The 17764-nt window shown below is 63.7% G+C and carries 16 protein-coding genes; 13 read left to right on the forward strand and 3 right to left on the reverse strand.

All coding sequences use genetic code 11. The features are described from left to right. Window positions 1-3 precede the first annotated feature (3 nt). The 12 genes from FG13_RS23450 to FG13_RS23505 all read left to right on the forward strand — a co-directional run bounded on the left by FG13_RS23450 (window position 4) and on the right by FG13_RS23505 (window position 14503). Complete coding sequence (locus tag FG13_RS23450) at window positions 4-1512, forward strand: UDP-N-acetylmuramoyl-L-alanyl-D-glutamate--2,6-diaminopimelate ligase (protein WP_035824825.1); 1509 nt, start codon at window positions 4-6, stop codon at window positions 1510-1512. Continuing rightward, entirely contained in the window at window positions 1512-2942 is a 1431-nt protein-coding gene (locus FG13_RS23455) for a UDP-N-acetylmuramoyl-tripeptide--D-alanyl-D-alanine ligase (RefSeq protein ID WP_035824828.1), read from the forward strand. The genes FG13_RS23450 and FG13_RS23455 overlap by 1 nt, the downstream gene beginning before the upstream one ends. A gap of 2 nt (window positions 2943-2944) precedes the next feature. Further along, window positions 2945-4120, forward strand: a complete 1176-nt coding sequence (gene mraY / locus FG13_RS23460; RefSeq protein WP_035824830.1) for a phospho-N-acetylmuramoyl-pentapeptide-transferase — start codon at window positions 2945-2947, stop codon at window positions 4118-4120. After that, entirely contained in the window at window positions 4120-5676 is a 1557-nt protein-coding gene (gene murD / locus FG13_RS23465) for a UDP-N-acetylmuramoyl-L-alanine--D-glutamate ligase (RefSeq protein WP_035824833.1), read from the forward strand. The genes mraY and murD overlap by 1 nt, the downstream gene beginning before the upstream one ends. Then, a complete protein-coding gene (ftsW, locus tag FG13_RS23470; protein WP_035824835.1) occupies window positions 5676-6887 on the forward strand; it encodes a putative lipid II flippase FtsW in 1212 nt (403 codons plus the stop codon). The genes murD and ftsW overlap by 1 nt, the downstream gene beginning before the upstream one ends. Further along, window positions 6884-7978 (forward strand): undecaprenyldiphospho-muramoylpentapeptide beta-N-acetylglucosaminyltransferase, encoded by a 1095-nt coding sequence (gene murG, locus FG13_RS23475; protein WP_081922689.1) that lies wholly within the window; start codon window positions 6884-6886, stop codon window positions 7976-7978. The genes ftsW and murG overlap by 4 nt, the downstream gene beginning before the upstream one ends. Before the next feature lie 10 nt (window positions 7979-7988). After that, window positions 7989-9392 carry a UDP-N-acetylmuramate--L-alanine ligase gene (gene murC / locus FG13_RS23480; protein ID WP_035824839.1) on the forward strand — a complete coding sequence of 468 codons (1404 nt, stop codon included), beginning with the start codon at window positions 7989-7991 and terminating at the stop codon, window positions 9390-9392. Window position 9393: 1 nt separating this feature from the next. Then, window positions 9394-10362 carry a D-alanine--D-alanine ligase gene (locus FG13_RS23485; protein ID WP_051959381.1) on the forward strand — a complete coding sequence of 323 codons (969 nt, stop codon included), beginning with the start codon at window positions 9394-9396 and terminating at the stop codon, window positions 10360-10362. A 1-nt stretch (window position 10363) separates the two neighbouring features. Then, on the forward strand, window positions 10364-11176 hold the full coding sequence (locus tag FG13_RS23490; protein WP_035824841.1) for a cell division protein FtsQ/DivIB: 813 nt from the start codon (window positions 10364-10366) through the stop codon (window positions 11174-11176). A 42-nt stretch (window positions 11177-11218) separates the two neighbouring features. Next, window positions 11219-12451, forward strand: a complete 1233-nt coding sequence (gene ftsA / locus FG13_RS23495; RefSeq protein WP_010394955.1) for a cell division protein FtsA — start codon at window positions 11219-11221, stop codon at window positions 12449-12451. A gap of 154 nt (window positions 12452-12605) precedes the next feature. Continuing rightward, window positions 12606-13814, forward strand: coding sequence for a cell division protein FtsZ (gene ftsZ / locus FG13_RS23500; RefSeq protein WP_034784974.1), 1209 nt, complete (start codon window positions 12606-12608; stop codon window positions 13812-13814). A 182-nt stretch (window positions 13815-13996) separates the two neighbouring features. Next, window positions 13997-14503, forward strand: a complete 507-nt coding sequence (locus FG13_RS23505; protein ID WP_035824845.1) for a peroxiredoxin — start codon at window positions 13997-13999, stop codon at window positions 14501-14503. Between the two features lie 187 nt (window positions 14504-14690). On the opposite strand, the gene FG13_RS23510 is transcribed toward FG13_RS23505, so the two are convergent. Next, window positions 14691-15458, reverse strand: a complete 768-nt coding sequence (locus FG13_RS23510) for a class I SAM-dependent methyltransferase (RefSeq protein ID WP_035824848.1) — start codon at window positions 15456-15458, stop codon at window positions 14691-14693. A gap of 104 nt (window positions 15459-15562) precedes the next feature. Here FG13_RS23510 and FG13_RS23515 point away from each other — a divergent pair, with 104 nt between their 5' ends. After that, entirely contained in the window at window positions 15563-16336 is a 774-nt protein-coding gene (locus tag FG13_RS23515) for a helix-turn-helix transcriptional regulator (protein WP_035824850.1), read from the forward strand. 3 nt (window positions 16337-16339) lie between these two features. On the opposite strand, the gene FG13_RS23520 is transcribed toward FG13_RS23515, so the two are convergent. Beyond that, window positions 16340-17380 carry an FAD:protein FMN transferase gene (locus FG13_RS23520; RefSeq protein WP_051959384.1) on the reverse strand — a complete coding sequence of 347 codons (1041 nt, stop codon included), beginning with the start codon at window positions 17378-17380 and terminating at the stop codon, window positions 16340-16342. Between the two features lie 48 nt (window positions 17381-17428). Then, window positions 17429-17746 (reverse strand): c-type cytochrome, encoded by a 318-nt coding sequence (locus tag FG13_RS23525; RefSeq protein ID WP_035824853.1) that lies wholly within the window; start codon window positions 17744-17746, stop codon window positions 17429-17431. Window positions 17747-17764: the final 18 nt, after the last annotated feature.

Here is a 17764-nt window from a genome sequence, read left to right on the forward strand (position 1 = left end):
CTCATGACCATACAAGACATCAGTTTGTGGATCAAAACGGCTGCCCCGTCCGGGCAGCTGACGTCCGATTCGCGCCGCGTGCAGCGCGGCGACGTGTTTTTCGCCTATGCGGGCGCCACCCATTTCATCGAAGCCGCCATCGAGCAGGGCGCCGCCGCCATCGTGCATGACGCCGTGGAGTGGAACTCCGCCTGGAGCGTGCCGCACCTGCTGGTCAGCGACCTGAAACGCTTGGCCGGCCCCGTGGCGCATGCCTTTTACGACATGCCCGACAGCGCCATGTTCAGCGCCGGGGTGACGGGCACGAATGGCAAGACTTCGTGCGCGCTGTGGCTGGCGCAAGCCCTGGCGCGCCTCGGTGAAACATCGTCCGTCATCGGTACCCTGGGCGTGGGCCTGTGCAAGCCGCGCGGCGCCATCGAATTCGACGTCACCGGCTACACCACGCCGGATGCCGTGCTGCTGGCGCGCAAACTGGCCGCCATGCGCGCCGCCGGCGCCAAGGCCGTTGCCATCGAAGTGTCATCGATCGGCCTGGATCAGGACCGCGCGGCCGGCATGCATTTCGACGTCGCCATGTTTACCAATCTGACGCGCGACCACCTCGACTACCATGGCGACATGGCGGCCTACGAGGCGGCCAAAGTCAAACTGTTCGACTGGCCCGGCCTGAAAACGGCCGTCATCAACCTGGACGACGCCATGGGTCTGCGCCTGGCGCGCCACGTGGACGGCAAGCTGGCCGGTGAATATCCCGTCATCGGCTACACCTTGCAGGATGCGGCCAGCTTGCCCGATTTGCCGGGCGTGCTGATGCTGCGCGCCAGCCAGTTCCGCAGCCGCCATGCCGGCACCGACTTCCACCTGGAATGCGCGCTGGGCGTGGCATTGATCAAGACGCAGCTGGTGGGCCACTTCAATATCAGCAACGCGCTGGCCGTGCTGGGCGCCTTGCTGGCGCACGGCACCGGCCTGCGCGCCGCCATCGACGGCATCGAATCGCTGCAGCCGGCCCCGGGCCGCATGCAGCAGGTGGGCGGTCAGGAAGCGCCTATGGTCGTCATCGATTACGCGCATACGCCGGACGCGCTGGAAAAAACCCTGGCTGCCTTGCGCCAGGTGGCGCAGGAGCGTGGCGGCCAGCTGTGGTGCGTGTTCGGCTGCGGCGGCGACCGCGATCCGGGCAAGCGTCCGCAGATGGGCGCCATCGCGCAGCTGGCCGATCATGTGCTGGTCACCAGCGACAATCCGCGCAGCGAAGACCCGCACGCCATCATCGCGCAGATCGTCGCCGGCATGCGTGCCGACGGTCCGCAGCCGCAAGCCATCGAAGACCGCGCCGGCGCCATTTTGTCGGCCATCAAGCACGCCGCCAAGCCGGACGTGATCCTGTTGGCGGGCAAGGGCCATGAGCCGTACCAGGAAATCAAGGGCAAGAAACTGCCGTTCTCCGATGCCGACCATGCGCAGCTGGCCCTGTCCGCGCGCCTGACGATGATGAGGACGAACTGATGCGCACGACCCTGACGGAACTGATGCCATCGCTGCAAGGCGCGCAGCTGACGGGCGACGCCGTTTTTGACGGCGTCTCCACCGACAGCCGCAGCGCCCCAGCCGGTTCGCTGTTCGTCGCCCTGCGCGGCGAGAGTTTCGACGCCCACGATTTCCTGGACCAGGTGGCCGCGCGCGGCGTCGCCGCCGTGGTGGTCGAGCGCTTGCCTGAAGGCTGGGACAGCGGCAAGGTGCCGGCCATCGTGGTGGCCGATACCCTGGTGGCGCTGGGCCGCATCGCCAGCCACTGGCGCGGCCGTTTCAATGTACCCGTCATCGGCGTCACCGGCAGCAATGGCAAGACCACCGTCAAGGAGATGATTTCGTCCATCCTGGCGGCGGCCTTTGGCGAAGAGGGTAGGCTGGCCACGCGCGGCAACCTGAATAATGAAATCGGCGTGCCATTGACCCTGTTCCGCCTGAGCGAGCAGCACAAGGCGGCCGTCATCGAGATGGGCATGAACCATCCGGGCGAGATCGCCCGCCTGGCCGCGATTGCCGCGCCGACGCTGGCGATGGTCAACAACGCGCAGCGCGAGCATCAGGAATTCATGCATACGGTGGAAGCCGTGGCGCGCGAGAACGGCGCCGCGCTGGCAGCCCTGGCGCATGACGGCGTGGCCGTCTTCCCGCATGGCGATGAATATACGCCCGTGTGGCGCGAACTGGCCGGCGCGCGCGCCGTCATCACCTTCGGCCTGTCGAAAGAGGCGGACGTGAGTTGCACGCACCGCGCTGCCGAGGATTTTGGCAGCGACCTGTTCGTCAGCGTACGCGCACCGGATGGCAGTTTGCGCCAGTTCTTTGTCGGCTTGCAGGCGGCGGGCGAACACAATGTGCGCAATGCGCTGGCGGCCGTGGCATGCGCGATCGGCGCCGGCATCGCGCCAGAACAGATCAAGCAGGGCCTGGAGGCGTTTTCTCCCGTGAATGGCCGCCTGCAGAAAAAACGTGCCGCCAACGGCGCCACCATCATCGATGACACGTATAACGCCAATCCCGATTCGGCGCGCGCGGCCATCGATGTGCTGGCGCAGGCCGCGGCACCGCGCATCCTGGTGCTGGGCGAGATGGGCGAAGTCGGCACGCAGGGGCAGCAGTTCCACGAAGAGATCGGCGCTTACGCCGCCGCCAAAGGCATCGAACACGTGCTGGCGACGGGCGGCCTGGCGCGCCATCTGGTCAATCCGGCGCAGGAAGCCGCGAGCCAGGAATCAGGCACGGTCGTGGAGTATTTCGAACAGTTCGACGGTTTGCTGGCGGCGCTCGATGCGCATTTGTCCGGCCGTTCGGATGCAACAGTATTAATCAAGGGCTCCCGTTTCATGAAGATGGAACGGGCCGTGCAGCATTTGATTGGTTCAAACAACAATAACAAGGAAGCTCACTAATCATGCTGCTCTGGCTCGCTCATTATTTCCAGGACGACATTGGCCCACTGCGGGTCTTTAACTTCATCACGTTCCGCGCCGTCTTCGCCACCTTGACGGCGATCCTGATCGGCCTGTGCGCCGGTCCCGCCGTGATCCGCATGCTCACGCGCATGAAGGTCGGCCAGGCCGTGCGTACGGACGGCCCGCAAACGCATCTGAAAAAACACGGCACCCCCACCATGGGCGGTGTGCTGATCCTCATCGCCATCGGCATTTCGACCTTGCTGTGGGCCGACCTGTCGAACCGCTTCATCTGGCCCGTATTGATCGTCACCCTGGGCTTTGGCGCCGTCGGCTGGGCAGACGACTACCGCAAGGTGGTGCACCAGGATCCGGAAGGCATGCGCTCGCGCGAGAAATACTTCTGGCAGTCGCTGATCGGCCTCGCCGCCGCCTTTTACCTGGCGTTTTCCGTCTCGATCTCCGAGCCCAATGCCGGCCAGGTGTGGAATCTGATCTACGCCTGGGTGCAATCGGGCTTCGCCATGGACTTGCCGCCGAAGGCCGATCTGATCGTCCCGTTCTTCAAGACCATCAGCTATCCGCTGGGCGTGTGGGGCTTCATCGCGCTGACCTATTGCGTCATCGTCGGCACCAGCAATGCCGTCAATTTCACCGACGGCCTCGATGGCCTGGCCATCATGCCGACCGTGATGGTAGGCACGGCCCTGGGCCTGTTCGCCTATCTGACGGGTAACGCCACGTATGCGCGCTACCTGTTCATCCCGCACATTCCTGGCGCCGGTGAGCTGGTGATCTTCTGCGGCGCGCTGGCCGGTTCCGGCCTGGCCTTCCTCTGGTATAACACGCACCCCGCGAAAGTGTTCATGGGCGACGTGGGCGCGCTGGCACTGGGCGGCGCATTGGGTACCGTCGCCGTCATCGTGCGCCAGGAAATCGTCCTGTTCATCATGGGCGGCATCTTCGTCGTCGAAACGCTGTCCGTGATCATCCAGGTCGTCTGGTTCAAGTACACCAAGAAGCGCTTTGGCGTTGGCCGCCGCGTCTTCCTGATGGCGCCATTGCATCACCATTTTGAACAAAAAGGCTGGAAAGAGACGCAGGTTGTCGTGCGTTTCTGGATCATCACCATGATGCTGGTGCTGCTCGGCCTGACCACCTTGAAGCTGCGCTGATGATGTACGACGCTAAAACCGCACTGGTACTGGGCCTTGGGGAGTCAGGCCTGGCCATGGCCCTGTGGCTGGCCAGCAGCGGTGCGACCGTGCGGGTAGCCGACACGCGCGAGGCGCCCGAGCGCCTGGCAGCCTTGCAGGCCGCCGTGCCGCAGGCGCAGTTCATCGCCGGCGCCTTCACGGCCGACCTGCTCGATGGCGTCGACTTCGTCGCCGTCAGCCCCGGCCTGGCACCTGGCCGCGAACTGGCGCACATCGCTCCGGCCGCATTTGAAAAAAATATCCCCGTATGGGGCGAGATCGAACTGTTCGCGCAGGCGCTGGCCGCGCTGAAAACGGAACGCGGCTATGCGCCGAAAGTCATCGCCATCACTGGCACGAATGGCAAGACGACCGTCACCAGCCTGGCAGGTCTGCTGTGCGAACGTGCGGGCCTGGCCACGCGCGTGGCCGGCAATATCAGCCCGGCCGCGCTCGACGTGCTGCGCGAAGTGCTCGACGCCGAACCGGCGCCGCAGCCTGTCGCTGAAGGAGAAGAAGCCGCCGAAGCCGTCGCCAGCACCTTGCCGCAGGCGTGGATCCTGGAGCTATCGAGCTTCCAGCTGCACACGACGTTCAGCCTGCAGGCCGATGCGGCCACGGTCTTGAATCTGTCGCAGGACCACCTGGACTGGCATGGCGACATGGCGGCCTACGCTGCCGACAAGGCGCGCATCTTCGGCGACCAGACCGTACGCATCCTGAACCGCGACGATGCGCTTGTGATGCACATGGCCGATCCGCTGTCCGAGACGATCACCTTCGGCACGGGCGAGCCGGCGGAAGTCGACAGCTTTGGCCTGGTGAATGAACGGGGCATCTTCTGGCTGGCGCAGGCCGTGCCCAGCGAAGAAGTGATCGAGAAAAAACGCAGGAAGAACGATCCGGCGCCGGAACCGGTGCCGACGATGGCGAAAAAACTGATGCCGGCCGACGCGCTGAAAATCCGCGGCCAGCACAATGCCGCGAATGCGCTGGCGGCGCTGGCCCTGTGCCGCGCCATCGGCCTGCCATTCGCGCCGCTGCTGCATGGCTTGCGCGAATACCAGGGCGAGCCGCACCGCGTGGAGCTGATCACGGCCGTCAATGAAGTCGAGTATTACGACGACAGCAAGGGCACGAACGTGGGCGCGACGGTAGCCGCCCTGTTTGGCCTGGGCAAGGCGTTTGGCGGCGCGGAACAGCGCCTGGTGCTGATCGCCGGCGGCGACGGCAAGGGGCAGGATTTCTCGCCGCTGGCCGAACCTGTGTCGCGCTACGTGCGCGCCGTGGTGCTGATCGGGCGCGATGCGCCAGCCTTGCGCGCGGCGCTTGAACCGTCCGGCGTGGACATCGTCGACTGCGCCACCTTGCCGGAAGCCGTCAAGCGCGCCAGCAGCCTGGCGCTGGCCGGCGATTGCGTGCTGCTGTCTCCCGCGTGCGCCAGCCTGGACATGTTCAAGAACTATGCGCACCGCGCGCAGGTGTTTGTCGACGCCGTGCGCGACATCGCCCTGGAAAACGGACAGGATATCTGATGGCCTTCCAACTGCCCTTCAGCTTTGGTTCCGGCTCGGCTGCCAAGCCGCTGGATAGCCGCGCGCGGCAGTCGAAGATGATGGACTATGACAAGCCGCTGGTATGGGTCGTCCTGCTGCTCATGTTGCTGGGCATGGTGATGGTGTATTCGGCGTCGATTTCGCTGTCGGACGCGCGCAAGTTCGCCGCCTACACGAACAATTATTTCGTCGTGCGTCAGGCGCTGTTCATCGGTATTTCGATCATTGTCGGCGCGCTGGTGTTCCGCATCCCCGTCGCCACCTGGCAAAAGATGGCGCCGTGGCTGTTCATCGGCACCCTGGTGCTGCTGGTGATGGTGCTGATACCGGGCCTGGGCGTGTCGGTCAATGGCGGTCGCCGCTGGCTGAACCTGCCGGGCCTGCGGCCGCAGCCTTCCGAGCTGATGAAAGTGGTGATGGTGCTGTACGCGGCCGACTACACGGTGCGCAAGCAGGAATACATGCACAAGCTGACCAAGGGTTTCATGCCGATGGCGCTGGCCGTCAGCTTCGTCGGCCTGCTGCTGCTGATGGAGCCCGACCTGGGCGCTTTCGGCGTGATCGTCTGCATCGCCATGGGCATTCTGTTTTTGGGCGGCGTCAACGCCATCTGGTTCGGCGGCATCGGCGCCATGCTGACGGCGATCTTCGTCACCATCATCGCCTTGTCGAAATTCCGCCGCGAGCGGTTTTTTGCGTATCTTGATCCGTGGCAGGAAGACAATGCGCTGAACAAGGCGTATCAGCTGACGCACTCCTTGATCGCCTTCGGGCGCGGCGAGCTGTTTGGCGTGGGACTGGGCGGCAGCGTGGAAAAGCTGCACTACCTGCCCGAAGCGCATACGGACTTTTTGCTGGCCGTGATCGGCGAGGAACTGGGCCTGGTCGGCGTGCTGGTCGTGATCGGCATGTTTTACTGGATTATCAAGCGGGCGTTCGACATCGGCCGCCAGGCGATCGCCATCGACCAGACCTTTGCGGGCCTGACGGCGAAGGGCATCGCCATCTGGATCGGCGTGCAGACCTTCATCAACATGGGCGTGAACCTGGGCCTGCTGCCGACCAAGGGCCTGACCTTGCCCTTGATGAGCTATGGCGGCACGGGCGTACTGATTAACTGTATCGGCCTGGCGATTTTGCTGCGCATCGACTACGAAAACCGGATCCTGATGCGCGGGGGCCGGCTATGAACAACGTGACGAACTTGAAAACGACAAAAAGACTGATGATCATGGCGGCCGGCACCGGCGGCCATATTTTCCCGGGCCTGGCGATTGCGCAGACGATGCGCGCGCGCGGCTGGGAAGTGAGCTGGCTGGGCACGACCCATGGCATGGAGCAGGACCTGGTGCCGAAGAGCGGCATTCCCATGGACGCCATTGCATTTTCCGGCATGCGCGGCAAGGGCCTGGCGCATACGCTCAAGGGCGGCTTCAAAATGCTGGCCAGTTTTTTTGCCATCCGCCGTTTCATCGCCAGCCGCAAGCCTGACGTGGTGATGGGCATGGGCGGCTACGTCACCGTGCCGGGCGGCCTGATGGCGCGCCTCAAAGGCGTGCCGCTGGTGCTGGTCAATGCCGACGCGGCGCTGCTGTTGTCGAACAAGACCCTGGTGCCGCTGGCGCAGCAGGTGTGCTTTGGTTTCCCTGCCGATTTCGGCAGCGCCGCCGGCAAGGCCGTCGTCACGGGCAATCCCGTGCGCGCCGAGATCCTCGCCATGGCGCCGCCTGCCATGCGTTTCACGGGCCGCAGCGGACCGTTGCGCATCCTCGTGGTCGGCGGCAGCCTGGGCGCGAAAGCGCTGAATGACAATCTGCCTGCCGCGCTGGCGCTGATGCCGGAAGCCGAGCGTCCGCTGGTGACGCACCAGTCGGGCAAGAAGAATATCGACGCCCTGCATGCCGCATATGCGCAGGCGGGCGTGCAAGCCAATGTGGTCGACTTCATCGACGACATGGCCAAGGCGTATACCGAGGCCGACCTGGTGATTTGCCGCGCAGGCGCGATCACCCTGTCGGAATTGACGGCGGCCGGCGTGGCCAGCGTGCTCGTGCCGCTGGTGGCGTCGACCACCAGCCACCAGCGCGACAACGCGCAATGGATGGCAAAACAAGGCGCGGCGATTCATCTGCCGCAGACGGAAATGAGTGCCGCGTCGCTGAGCACCTTGCTGGCGTCCTTGACGCGGGATACCTGCCAGCACATGGCGCAAGCGGCGCTGGCAGCAGGCAAGCGCGACGCCAATGAGGCGATCGCACACGTATTGGAAAAACTGGCATGAGGTTAGCTCTGTGAAGCATAAAGTAAACAATATCCACTTTGTCGGCATTGGCGGCAGCGGCATGAGCGGCATTGCCGAAGTGCTGGTCAACCTCGGCTACAAGGTGTCGGGTTCGGACCTGGGCAGCAATGCGGCGACGCAGCGCCTGGCGAGCCTGGGCGCGACCGTCATGCTGGGCCACGCGGCCGAGAACATCGGCGACGCCGATGCGGTGGTGACGTCGGGCGCCGTCCCGCAAGACAACCCGGAAGTGGCGGCCGCGCGCGCGCGCAAGATTCCGCTGGTGCCGCGCGCCGTGATGCTCGGCGAGTTGATGCGTTTGAAACGCGGCATTGCGATTGCCGGCACGCACGGCAAGACGACGACCACCAGCCTGGTCGCTTCCGTGCTGGCGCAAGGCGGTCTCGATCCGACTTTCGTCATCGGCGGCCGTTTGACCAGCGCCGGCGCGAACGCCAAGCTGGGCTCGGGCGACTATCTGGTGGCCGAAGCCGATGAATCGGACGCCTCGTTCCTGAACCTGACGCCGATGATCGAAGTGATCACGAATATCGACGCCGATCACATGGATACGTACGAGCACGATTTTGAAAAGCTCAAGCAGGCTTTCGTGCAGTTCACGCACCGCTTGCCTTTCTATGGCCGCGCCATGCTGTGCATCGACGATCCGCACGTACGCGCCATCATCCCGTCCGTCACCAAGCCCGTCACCACCTACGGTTTCGCGGAAGACGCGCAAGTGCGCGCCATCAACGCGCGTGCCGTGGGCCTGGAAATGCATTTCACGGTGCTGCAGGAAGGCTATCCGGATCTCGACGTGGTGCTGAACCAGCCCGGCATGCACAATGTGCAGAATGCCTGCTCGGCGATCGCCATCGCGCGCGAAATCGGCATCGCCGACAGCGCCACGCAGCAAGGCCTGGCGGAGTTCTCCGGCGTGGGCCGCCGCTTCACGCGCTACGGCGACGTGGCGCTCCCGAACGGCGGCAGCTTCGCGCTGGTCGACGATTTCGGCCATCACCCTGTGGAAACGGAAGTGACCCTGGCCGCCGCGCGCGCCGCCTATCCGGGCCGCCGCCTGGTGCTGGCGTTCCAGCCGCACCGCTACAGCCGCACGCGCGACCTGTTCGAAGATTTTGTGAAAGTGCTCGGTGCGCCCGACGTGTTGCTGCTGTCCGAAGTGTATGCGGCGGGCGAAGCGCCCATCGTCGCCGCGGACGGCCGCGCTCTGGCGCATGCGCTGCGCGCGCGCGGCAAGATCGAACCGATTTTCGTCGAGTCCATGACGGACATGGCCGACACCATCATGAGCGTGGCGCGCGACGGCGACGTCGTGTTGACCATGGGCGCGGGCTCCATCAGCGGCATCCCGCAACAACTGACTACGTATCAATCTCACACTGTAAAGGCCTGACGTGAACCAAGCTTCAGCTATCGACGTTAAACAATTGGGCAAAGTCGGCGTCCTGTTCGGCGGCCGTTCGGCCGAGCGCGAAGTGTCGCTGATGTCCGGCGCGGGCGTGCTGGCCGCTCTGAAAAGCCATGGCGTGGATGCGCATGGCTTCGATACGGGCGAACGCAGCCTGGCCGAACTGGCCGCTGAACAATTTGACCGCGTCTTCATCGCGCTGCACGGCCGTTTCGGCGAAGACGGCAGCCTGCAAGGCGCGCTGGAGCAGCTGGGCATCCCGTATACGGGCAGCGGCGTGATGGCTTGCTCGGTGGGCATGGACAAGGTTTACACCAAGATGATCTGGCTGATGCACCAGTTGCCGACGCCAAAGTACGCGGTGCTGGACGATAGCTCCGACCTGATCAAGGTGGCCGCGGAACTGGGCTTGCCGCTGATCGTCAAGCCGCCGCATGAAGGCTCGAGCATCGGCATCACCACCGTCAACGAAGCGTCGGCCTTCCAGGCGGCCTACGACATCGCCGCCGGTCTCGATGATTCGGTGCTGGCCGAGGAATTCATCAAGGGCCGCGAATTCACCGTCGCTATCCTGGGCAAGGGTGCCACGGCGCGCGCGTTGCCGCCGATCGAAATCGTCGCCCCGCAAGGCAATTACGATTACCAGAACAAGTACTTCACGGACGATACGCAGTATTTCTGCCCGCCGCAGCTGGACCCGGCGATCATCGCCGAGATGGAACGCATCGCGCTGGCCGCCTACCGCGCCCTCGGCTGCGAAGGCTGGGGACGGGTCGATGTGCTGATGCGCACGGCCGACAGCGCGCTGTTCCTGCTGGAGGTGAATACCTCGCCCGGCATGACGGGTCACTCGCTCGTGCCGATGGCGGCGCGCGCGGAAGGCACCAGCTATGAAGACCTGTGCCTGGAAATCGTCGCCGGCGCAAGCTTGAAAATGCACAAGGGACAGCGCTGATATGTGGCATGACGCTAAAAGCCTCAATACGACTGCCAACGGCTTGCTGGCCGCGGTTCTGGTCGTGTGCGTGGCCGCCGGCGTCTGGTGGGTGTCGCAGCGTCCCATGTTCGACCTGCGCACGATCAAGGTGGAAAGCGCGGACGACAAGGGCCTGCGCCACGTGAATTACCTGACCCTGCGTAGCGGCACCTTGGGCCGCATCAAGGGCAATTTCTTCACGACCAACCTGGAAAGCGTGCGCGGCGTGTTTGAATCGGTGCCCTGGGTACGCCGTGCCAGCGTGCGGCGCGAGTGGCCGAACCAGCTGATCGTGGCGCTGGAAGAACACGAAGCGCTGGGCACCTGGGGCGAGGACGGGCGTTTGCTGTCGGTCAAGGGCGACGTGTTTACGGCCAATGTGGCCGAAGCGGAAGACGACCATGAATTGCCAGCGTTTGCCGGCCCCGATGGCAGCGAAAAGGAAGTACTGGCCACCTACGTGCAGCTGGCCAAGTGGTTTGCGCCGCTGAAGATGGTGCCGGAAACCCTGTCGCTGTCGAGCCGCTATGCGTGGACCGTGAAACTGGATAACGGCATGAGCGTGGCGCTGGGGCGCGAACAGAATCATACGACCCTGAAGGCGCGGGTCGACCGGCTGGTGGGCATCTATCCGCAACTGGCGAGCCGGCTGGAAAATATCGACACGATCGATATGCGCTACCAGAATGGCCTGGCGCTCAGTTCCGCCGGCCTGGTGATACCGGCCGAAGGCAAGGATGGCAAGCCAGTCATGAAGAAGAAAAACAGTAGTCCGGTTAAAAAACCGACTTAACCGAATAATTTTAATTTATAGCCCATACAGTAGGCGACAGAAATGACAAAAGACGCGAAAAACCTGATCGTCGGCCTCGACATCGGCACCTCGAAAGTGGTGGCGGTGGTAGCCGAAGTGATGTCCGACGGGCGCCACGAAGTGATCGGGCTGGGCCAGCACGAATCGAAGGGCCTGAAAAAAGGCGTGGTGGTCAATATCGAGGCCACGGTGGAGTCCATCCAGCGCGCGCTGGAAGAGGCCGAGCTGATGGCCGACTGCAAGATCCGCAATGTGTACGCGGGCATTGCGGGCAGCCATATCCGCAGTTTCAATTCCAGCGGCATGGTGGCCATCAAGGACAAGGAAGTGACGGCGACCGACGTGGCGCGCGTCATCGAGACGGCAAAAGCGGTTAACATTCCGACCGATCAGCAATTGCTGCACACGGTGCCGCAAGAGTTCATCGTCGACAGCCAGGAAGACGTGCGCGAGCCTATCGGCATGAGCGGCATCCGCCTGGAGGTGAAGGTGCATATCGTCACCGGCGCCGTATCGGCGGTGCAGAACATCGTCAAGTGCGTGCGCCGCTGCGGCCTGGAAGTGTCGGACCTGATCCTGCAGCCGATGGCGTCCGCCGATGCGGTGCTTACGCCCGACGAGAAGGAACTGGGCGTGGTGCTGATCGACATCGGCGGCGGCACGACCGATGTGGCGGTATTCTCTGATGGCGCGATCCGCCATACGGCAGTCATTCCCATCGCCGGCGACCAGATCACCAACGACATCGCCATGGCCTTGCGCACCCCAACCGCGGAAGCGGAAGAAATCAAGATCCGCTATGGCGTGGCCAAGCAGGTCCTGGCCGACCCTGGCGAATCGCTGGAAGTGCCTGGACTGGGCGACCGCGGCCCGCGCAACCTGTCGCGTCAGGCGCTGGCGGCAGTGATCGAACCGCGCGTCGAAGAACTGTTCGCCATGGTGCACCAGGTGGTGCGCGAATCCGGCTACGAGGGCGTGCTGTCGTCGGGCATCGTGCTTACGGGCGGCACCTCCATCATGCCCGGCATGGTGGAAATGGCGGAAGATATTTTCCTGAAACCGGCGCGCCTTGGCACGCCCGAGTATCGGGGCCAGCTGGCCGACGTGGTGCGCAGTCCGCGCTATGCCACGGTGCTTGGCTTGCTGCTGGAAGCGAAGAAGCAATACCTGCGCGGCCACATCGTGACGCGTCAGGACGGCTCGGTGAAGGCAGTCTGGCAGCGCATGAAGGAATGGTTTTTAGGGAATTTTTAAGGGCATGATTTGCGCCCGGCAGTACAGGTTTTTTGGCAGCATCGCAGGTACACACACATAACTTTATTTTATATTTAACCGCAGTTTTCAATCTCCAGTTCTCCTACCAATATGAGGCCTGGCGCTTGGAAACCGCATCTGATAGGAGCACATCATGGAGTTCGATATGGTCGATAACACAGCTTTAGGTACCGTCATCAAGGTCGTCGGCGTCGGCGGTGCGGGTGGCAATGCAGTCCAACACATGATCAACAAAGGCATGTCGGGTGTGGAGTTCATTGCCGCCAACACCGACGCACAGGCCCTGTCGACATCGAAGGCCCACAACATCATCCAGATCGGCGATACCGGTCTGGGCGCCGGCATGAAGCCTGCCGTCGGCCGCCAGCTGGCCGAAGAATCGCGCGCGCGCATCGCCGATTCGTTGCGCGGCGCGCACATGGTCTTCATCGCCGCCGGCATGGGCGGCGGTACGGGCACGGGCGCCGCTCCCATCGTGGCCGAAGTGGCCAAGGAACTGGGCGCGCTGACGGTGGCGGTGGTTTCCAAGCCGTTCTCGTACGAAGGCCAGAAGTGCATGGACATCGCCGACGAAGGCCTGGAGCAGCTGTCCCTGCACGTCGATTCGCTGATCATCATCCTCAACGAAAAGCTGGAAGAGATCTACGAAGACGAAAGTATGTTGGAATGGATGCAGCACGCCGATGATGTGCTCAACAACGCGGTGGCCGGCATTGCCGAGATCATCAACGTGCCTGGTCATATCAACGTCGACTTCAACGACGTGAAAACCATCATGGGCGAGCAGGGCAAGGCCATGATGGGCACGGCGACGGCGTCCGGCGTCGACCGCGCGCGCATCGCCGCCGAACAGGCTGTCGCTTCGCCGCTGCTGGACGGTATCGACCTGTCCGGCGCGCGCGGCGTGCTGGTCAACGTCACGGCCAGCCGTGGCTTGAAAGGTAAAGAGATCAAGGAAGTCATGGCTGCCGTGCGCGCGTTTGCCGCGCCGGACGCGTCGATCGCGCAGGGTATCGCCTACGACGACGCCATGGGCGACGACATCCGCGTGACCGTGGTGGCGACGGGCCTGGGCCGCGCGAAGAAAAACATCCAGCTGGTACCGCAGCAAGTGCTCCGCACCGGTACCCACAACAGCCCGTTGACCCCATCGGCTGCCATGGGTAGCGCGCAGGCGGCGACGACGACGGTTGGCGTGGCCACGCCGGCAGCCGGTTTCGACGGCATGAAGGCGCCGGCGGTATGGCGCCGCGAATCGGCTTCCGAGCAAGTGCGCGCGATGGAAAAGAATGGCATGGAGACCTACGACATTCCAGCCTTCCTGCGCAAACAGGCTGACTAAGGTGGTTTGATGTATGCAACGATGACGGCGGCCTGAGGGCCGCCGTTTTTTTGCCGGTTTTTGACTTTTGACTTTGCCTTTCCGGCCATTTTCTGCACAAATACGGCAAGTCAGGCATACTATCGCGCAGTGTCGGCATCATGCCGGCAGCATCCTCAACCGACAGTACACAAGGAGTCAACATGACCATCAAGATCGGCGACACCCTGCCAGAAGGCACCCTGGCCGAATTCATCGAAAGCGAAACCGAAGGTTGCGCACTGGGCCCGAACACGTTCAACGTGCAAGACCTGGTCAAGGGCAAGAAGATCGCCATCTTCGGCCTGCCAGGCGCGTACACCCCGACCTGCTCCGCACAGCACGTGCCAGGCTACGTGCAGCACGCTGCCGACCTGAAAGCCAAAGGCGTCGATGAAATCTGGTGCATCTCCGTCAACGACGCGTTCGTGATGGGCGCCTGGGGCCGCGATCAGAAAGCCACCGGCGTCGTGCGCATGATGGCTGACGGTAATGCCGCCTACAGCAAGGCACTGGGCCTGGACGCCGATTTTTCCAAGCACGGCATGGGCACGCGCTCGCAGCGCTACTCGCTGCTGGTCGACAATGGCGTCGTGACGCAATTGAACATCGAGCAAGGCGGCAAGTTTGAAGTGTCGAATGCCGAGACGCTGCTGGGCCAGTTGGCTTAAGCAGAGCGTAGGCTGGGTAGGCCTGTGTAGGCCGGCGTAGGTCGGCTTAGCGCAGCGTAAGCCGACGTGCTACGTTCGCACCGCGTTTGCTTCAGCATTGTTGGATTACGCGCGCTGCGCTAATCCAACCTACCCAACCTACCCAAGCTACGCAAAAAAAACGGCGCCATCGGCGCCGTTTTAACGTTTACTGTACCGACGGCTTGGTCGCCTCGAACATGGCCGCATCGATGCTGAACGAATAATCGTCCTGCAGCGCGAAATATGTTCTCGCTTCCTCGGGCGCGCCATCGAACAGGTTGCGGATGGCCGCCACGCGCTCGTTTGGCGTGCGCATGCGCGCCACCCATTCATCGAACTGCATCGTCAGTTTCCACACGCTGCGCAAGCTGTGGCTAAAACCCGCGTTATTGAATTTGGCGCCCCATTCGCAGGTGCGGTAGTCGCGCACGTGGGACGCGTCGCGCAGCATTTCCACCGCCTGCAAGGTGCTGTCGTACAGGGCCGTCTTGGGCGCGACGATGTCGACCACGAGCAAGGTGCCGTTCGGGCGCAGCACGCGCCACGCTTCGGCCAAGGCTCCCGCCACGTCGTTCCAGTGGTGCGCGGAAAAGCGCGTGACGACCATGTCGAAGCTGGCGTCGGCAAACGGCAGGCGCGCCACGTCGCCCTGCTGCGTGCTGATGTTGTGCAAGCCGCGCTGCGCCTTCGCGTGGTCGACGACGTCGAGCATGGGCTGTGCCAGGTCGTAGGCGACCACCGATTGCGCCACGGGAGCGACGGCAAAGCTGGCGTGGCCAGCGCCGCAGCCCAGGTCGAGCACCACCGGTTTGCCATGGCGGCGCGCGCATTCCTGCATCAGCACCAGGTCGGCGCCTTGCGCGTGGACGGCGCTGCTCAGGTAGGCATTGGCTGTTTTGCCAAACTGTTCGGTAACGACATCGTGCTGCTGCATGGTTTTCTCCTGGTGATGGGTGAGTTCCTGCAGAATAGGGATAAAATTATCCTGTAACAAGACCATAACTTATACTGGTATATCTACTACCATGCAGCCTTGCCATGTCGAACAAACTCGCTGAATTCATCCGCGCCCGGCGCGAAGCCGTCACCCCCGCCATGGCTGGCTTGCCCGGTGGCGGGCGGCGGCGCACGCCGGGCTTGCGGCGTGAAGAGCTGGCGCAGCTGTGCGACGTCAGTCCCACATGGCTGACGTGGCTGGAGCAGGGGCGGCCCGTATCGGCATCGGCCAAGATGCTGGTCCGCCTGGCGCAGGTGCTGCAACTGAGCGCGGCCGAGCGCGCCTATCTGTTCGAGGTGGCCGACAAGCATGACCCCAGTCATGGGACGGGCGAGGGCGGGAGGCCAGCTGCCGCCGAGCTGGCCGCCATCGTGGCTGCCATCGACGCGCCCGCCTACATTCTCGACCGCGAGTGGAATGCCGTGGCGTGGAACGGGGCGGCGTCCACCTTGTTTACGGGCTGGCTGCGCAGTGACGCGGCCGCGCCGAACCAGCTGCGCTTCATGTTCCTCGATGCGGCTGCGCGCGAGCTCGTCGTCGGCTGGCCCGAGCGGGCGCGCCGCCTGGTGGCGGAGTTCCGCGCCGATATCGGTCGCCACGCAGACCAGGCGCCACTGGCCGGCCTGATCGCGGAACTGACCGGCGCCAGCCTGGAATTCCGGCTGTGGTGGAGTGCGCAGCAAGTACTGGGGCGCGATGGCGGCTTGCGCAGCTTCCAGCATCCGCTGCAGGGTGCGCTCAGTTTCAATCAGGTGACCTTGCACCTGGCGCGCCAGCATGAACTGAAGCTGGTGATGCTGTTGCCTGTGTCGTAGACGTCACTCGCGTGCTTGCCAGGTCCCGGCGTGCTTGTGCCGCTCTGCCCCTGCAATGCGCACTTGCATGGCTGCTGTCATGTGGACATTGCGCTGGGCGTCAACCATCAGCACTTCTTTCAGGTCGAGTTTTTCCGCCATCGCTTGCCAGTCTCGGGGGCCGGTGATGAACAGCGGTTTGGAGTGGCCGTCCGAGCGCAGGCCAGGGTCGCGGCCGCCGCTGGCGATGATGGTGACCGAAGCGACCAGATCGATCGGGTAGCCGCTGCGCGGGTCGATGATGTGCGGGCGGCGCTTGCCGTCCTTCATGAAGTAGCGTTCATAGTCACCGCTGGTGCCGATCGCTTCGTTGTCGCGCAAAGCGATCTGCGCAACTGTCCCGGCGCCACGCGGATCGCGGATGCCGACCTGCCACGGTCGTTCACCGGGCTGGCCGATGGCGATGACGTTGCCACCGATGTTGACCAGCGCCGCCTTGACGTGCGCTTCGCGCAGCAGCGCGGCGGCGCGGTCGAGCGCGTAACCTTTGGCGTAGCCGCCGAGGTCGATCATGACGGCAGGGTTGACGCTGCTGATGATGTTGCCGTTGTAGCGCAGGTCGGACAGCGATGGCCGCGCGTCGACCCAGCGTTTGATCTCGGCGGCCGGCGGTCCCTGCGCGCCGATGTCGTTTTTCTGGAAGCCCCACAGCCTGATCAGATGCCCAATGGTGGGGTTGAACAGCAGGCCGGAACGCACTGACAGCTTCTCGGCCGATTTTAGCAGGCCGACCATTTCAGCGTCGGCGCGCATTGGCTCGCCTTTGGCGATGCTGTCGTTGAGGGCGGTGAGCATGCTTGGCTCCCACGCGTGGAATTTACGGTGCAGGCGATCGAATTCTCTCAATACCTCGGCGCCAAGCAGGTCGGCGCGCTGCTGCGAACCACCGTAGATGGTGATGTCGACCGTGGTGCCGAACACGTGGCCCCGGGTTTTGTAGAGGCGTTCCTCGCCGGAACAAGCAGTCAGGAACAGCAGTAGCGCCAGCAGCGTGCGGGTGAACATGGAATGTCTCCGGGTGTGGCCGCCGCGCGCAGGCGGCGGCCAGCAGTTTTAAGTGCTCTTGGCGACCATGTAGTCGACCAGTGCTTTCACTTCATCATCCTTCAGGCCTGGATTGCCGCCGCGTGGCGGCATCATTTTCACGCCGTTGATGGCGCTCAGGTACAGCGCCGGCTTGCCTTTGGCGATACGCGGTTTCCATCCCGCCTTGTCGCCAACCTTGGGCGCGCCCATGATGCCGCTGCCGTGGCAGGCCAGGCAGGTGGTGGAGTAGGTTTTCTCAACCTTGGCGGCGTCCGGCGCGGCGGCGGCGCTGGTGGCAGAGGTGATGGCTGCCAGCATTGCTGCCAGTGCAAGTAGTTTCTTCATGGTCTGTCTCTTTTCAAA

Source organism: Janthinobacterium sp. RA13, assembly GCF_000745325.1.
Lineage (GTDB): Bacteria > Pseudomonadota > Gammaproteobacteria > Burkholderiales > Burkholderiaceae_D > Janthinobacterium > Janthinobacterium rivuli.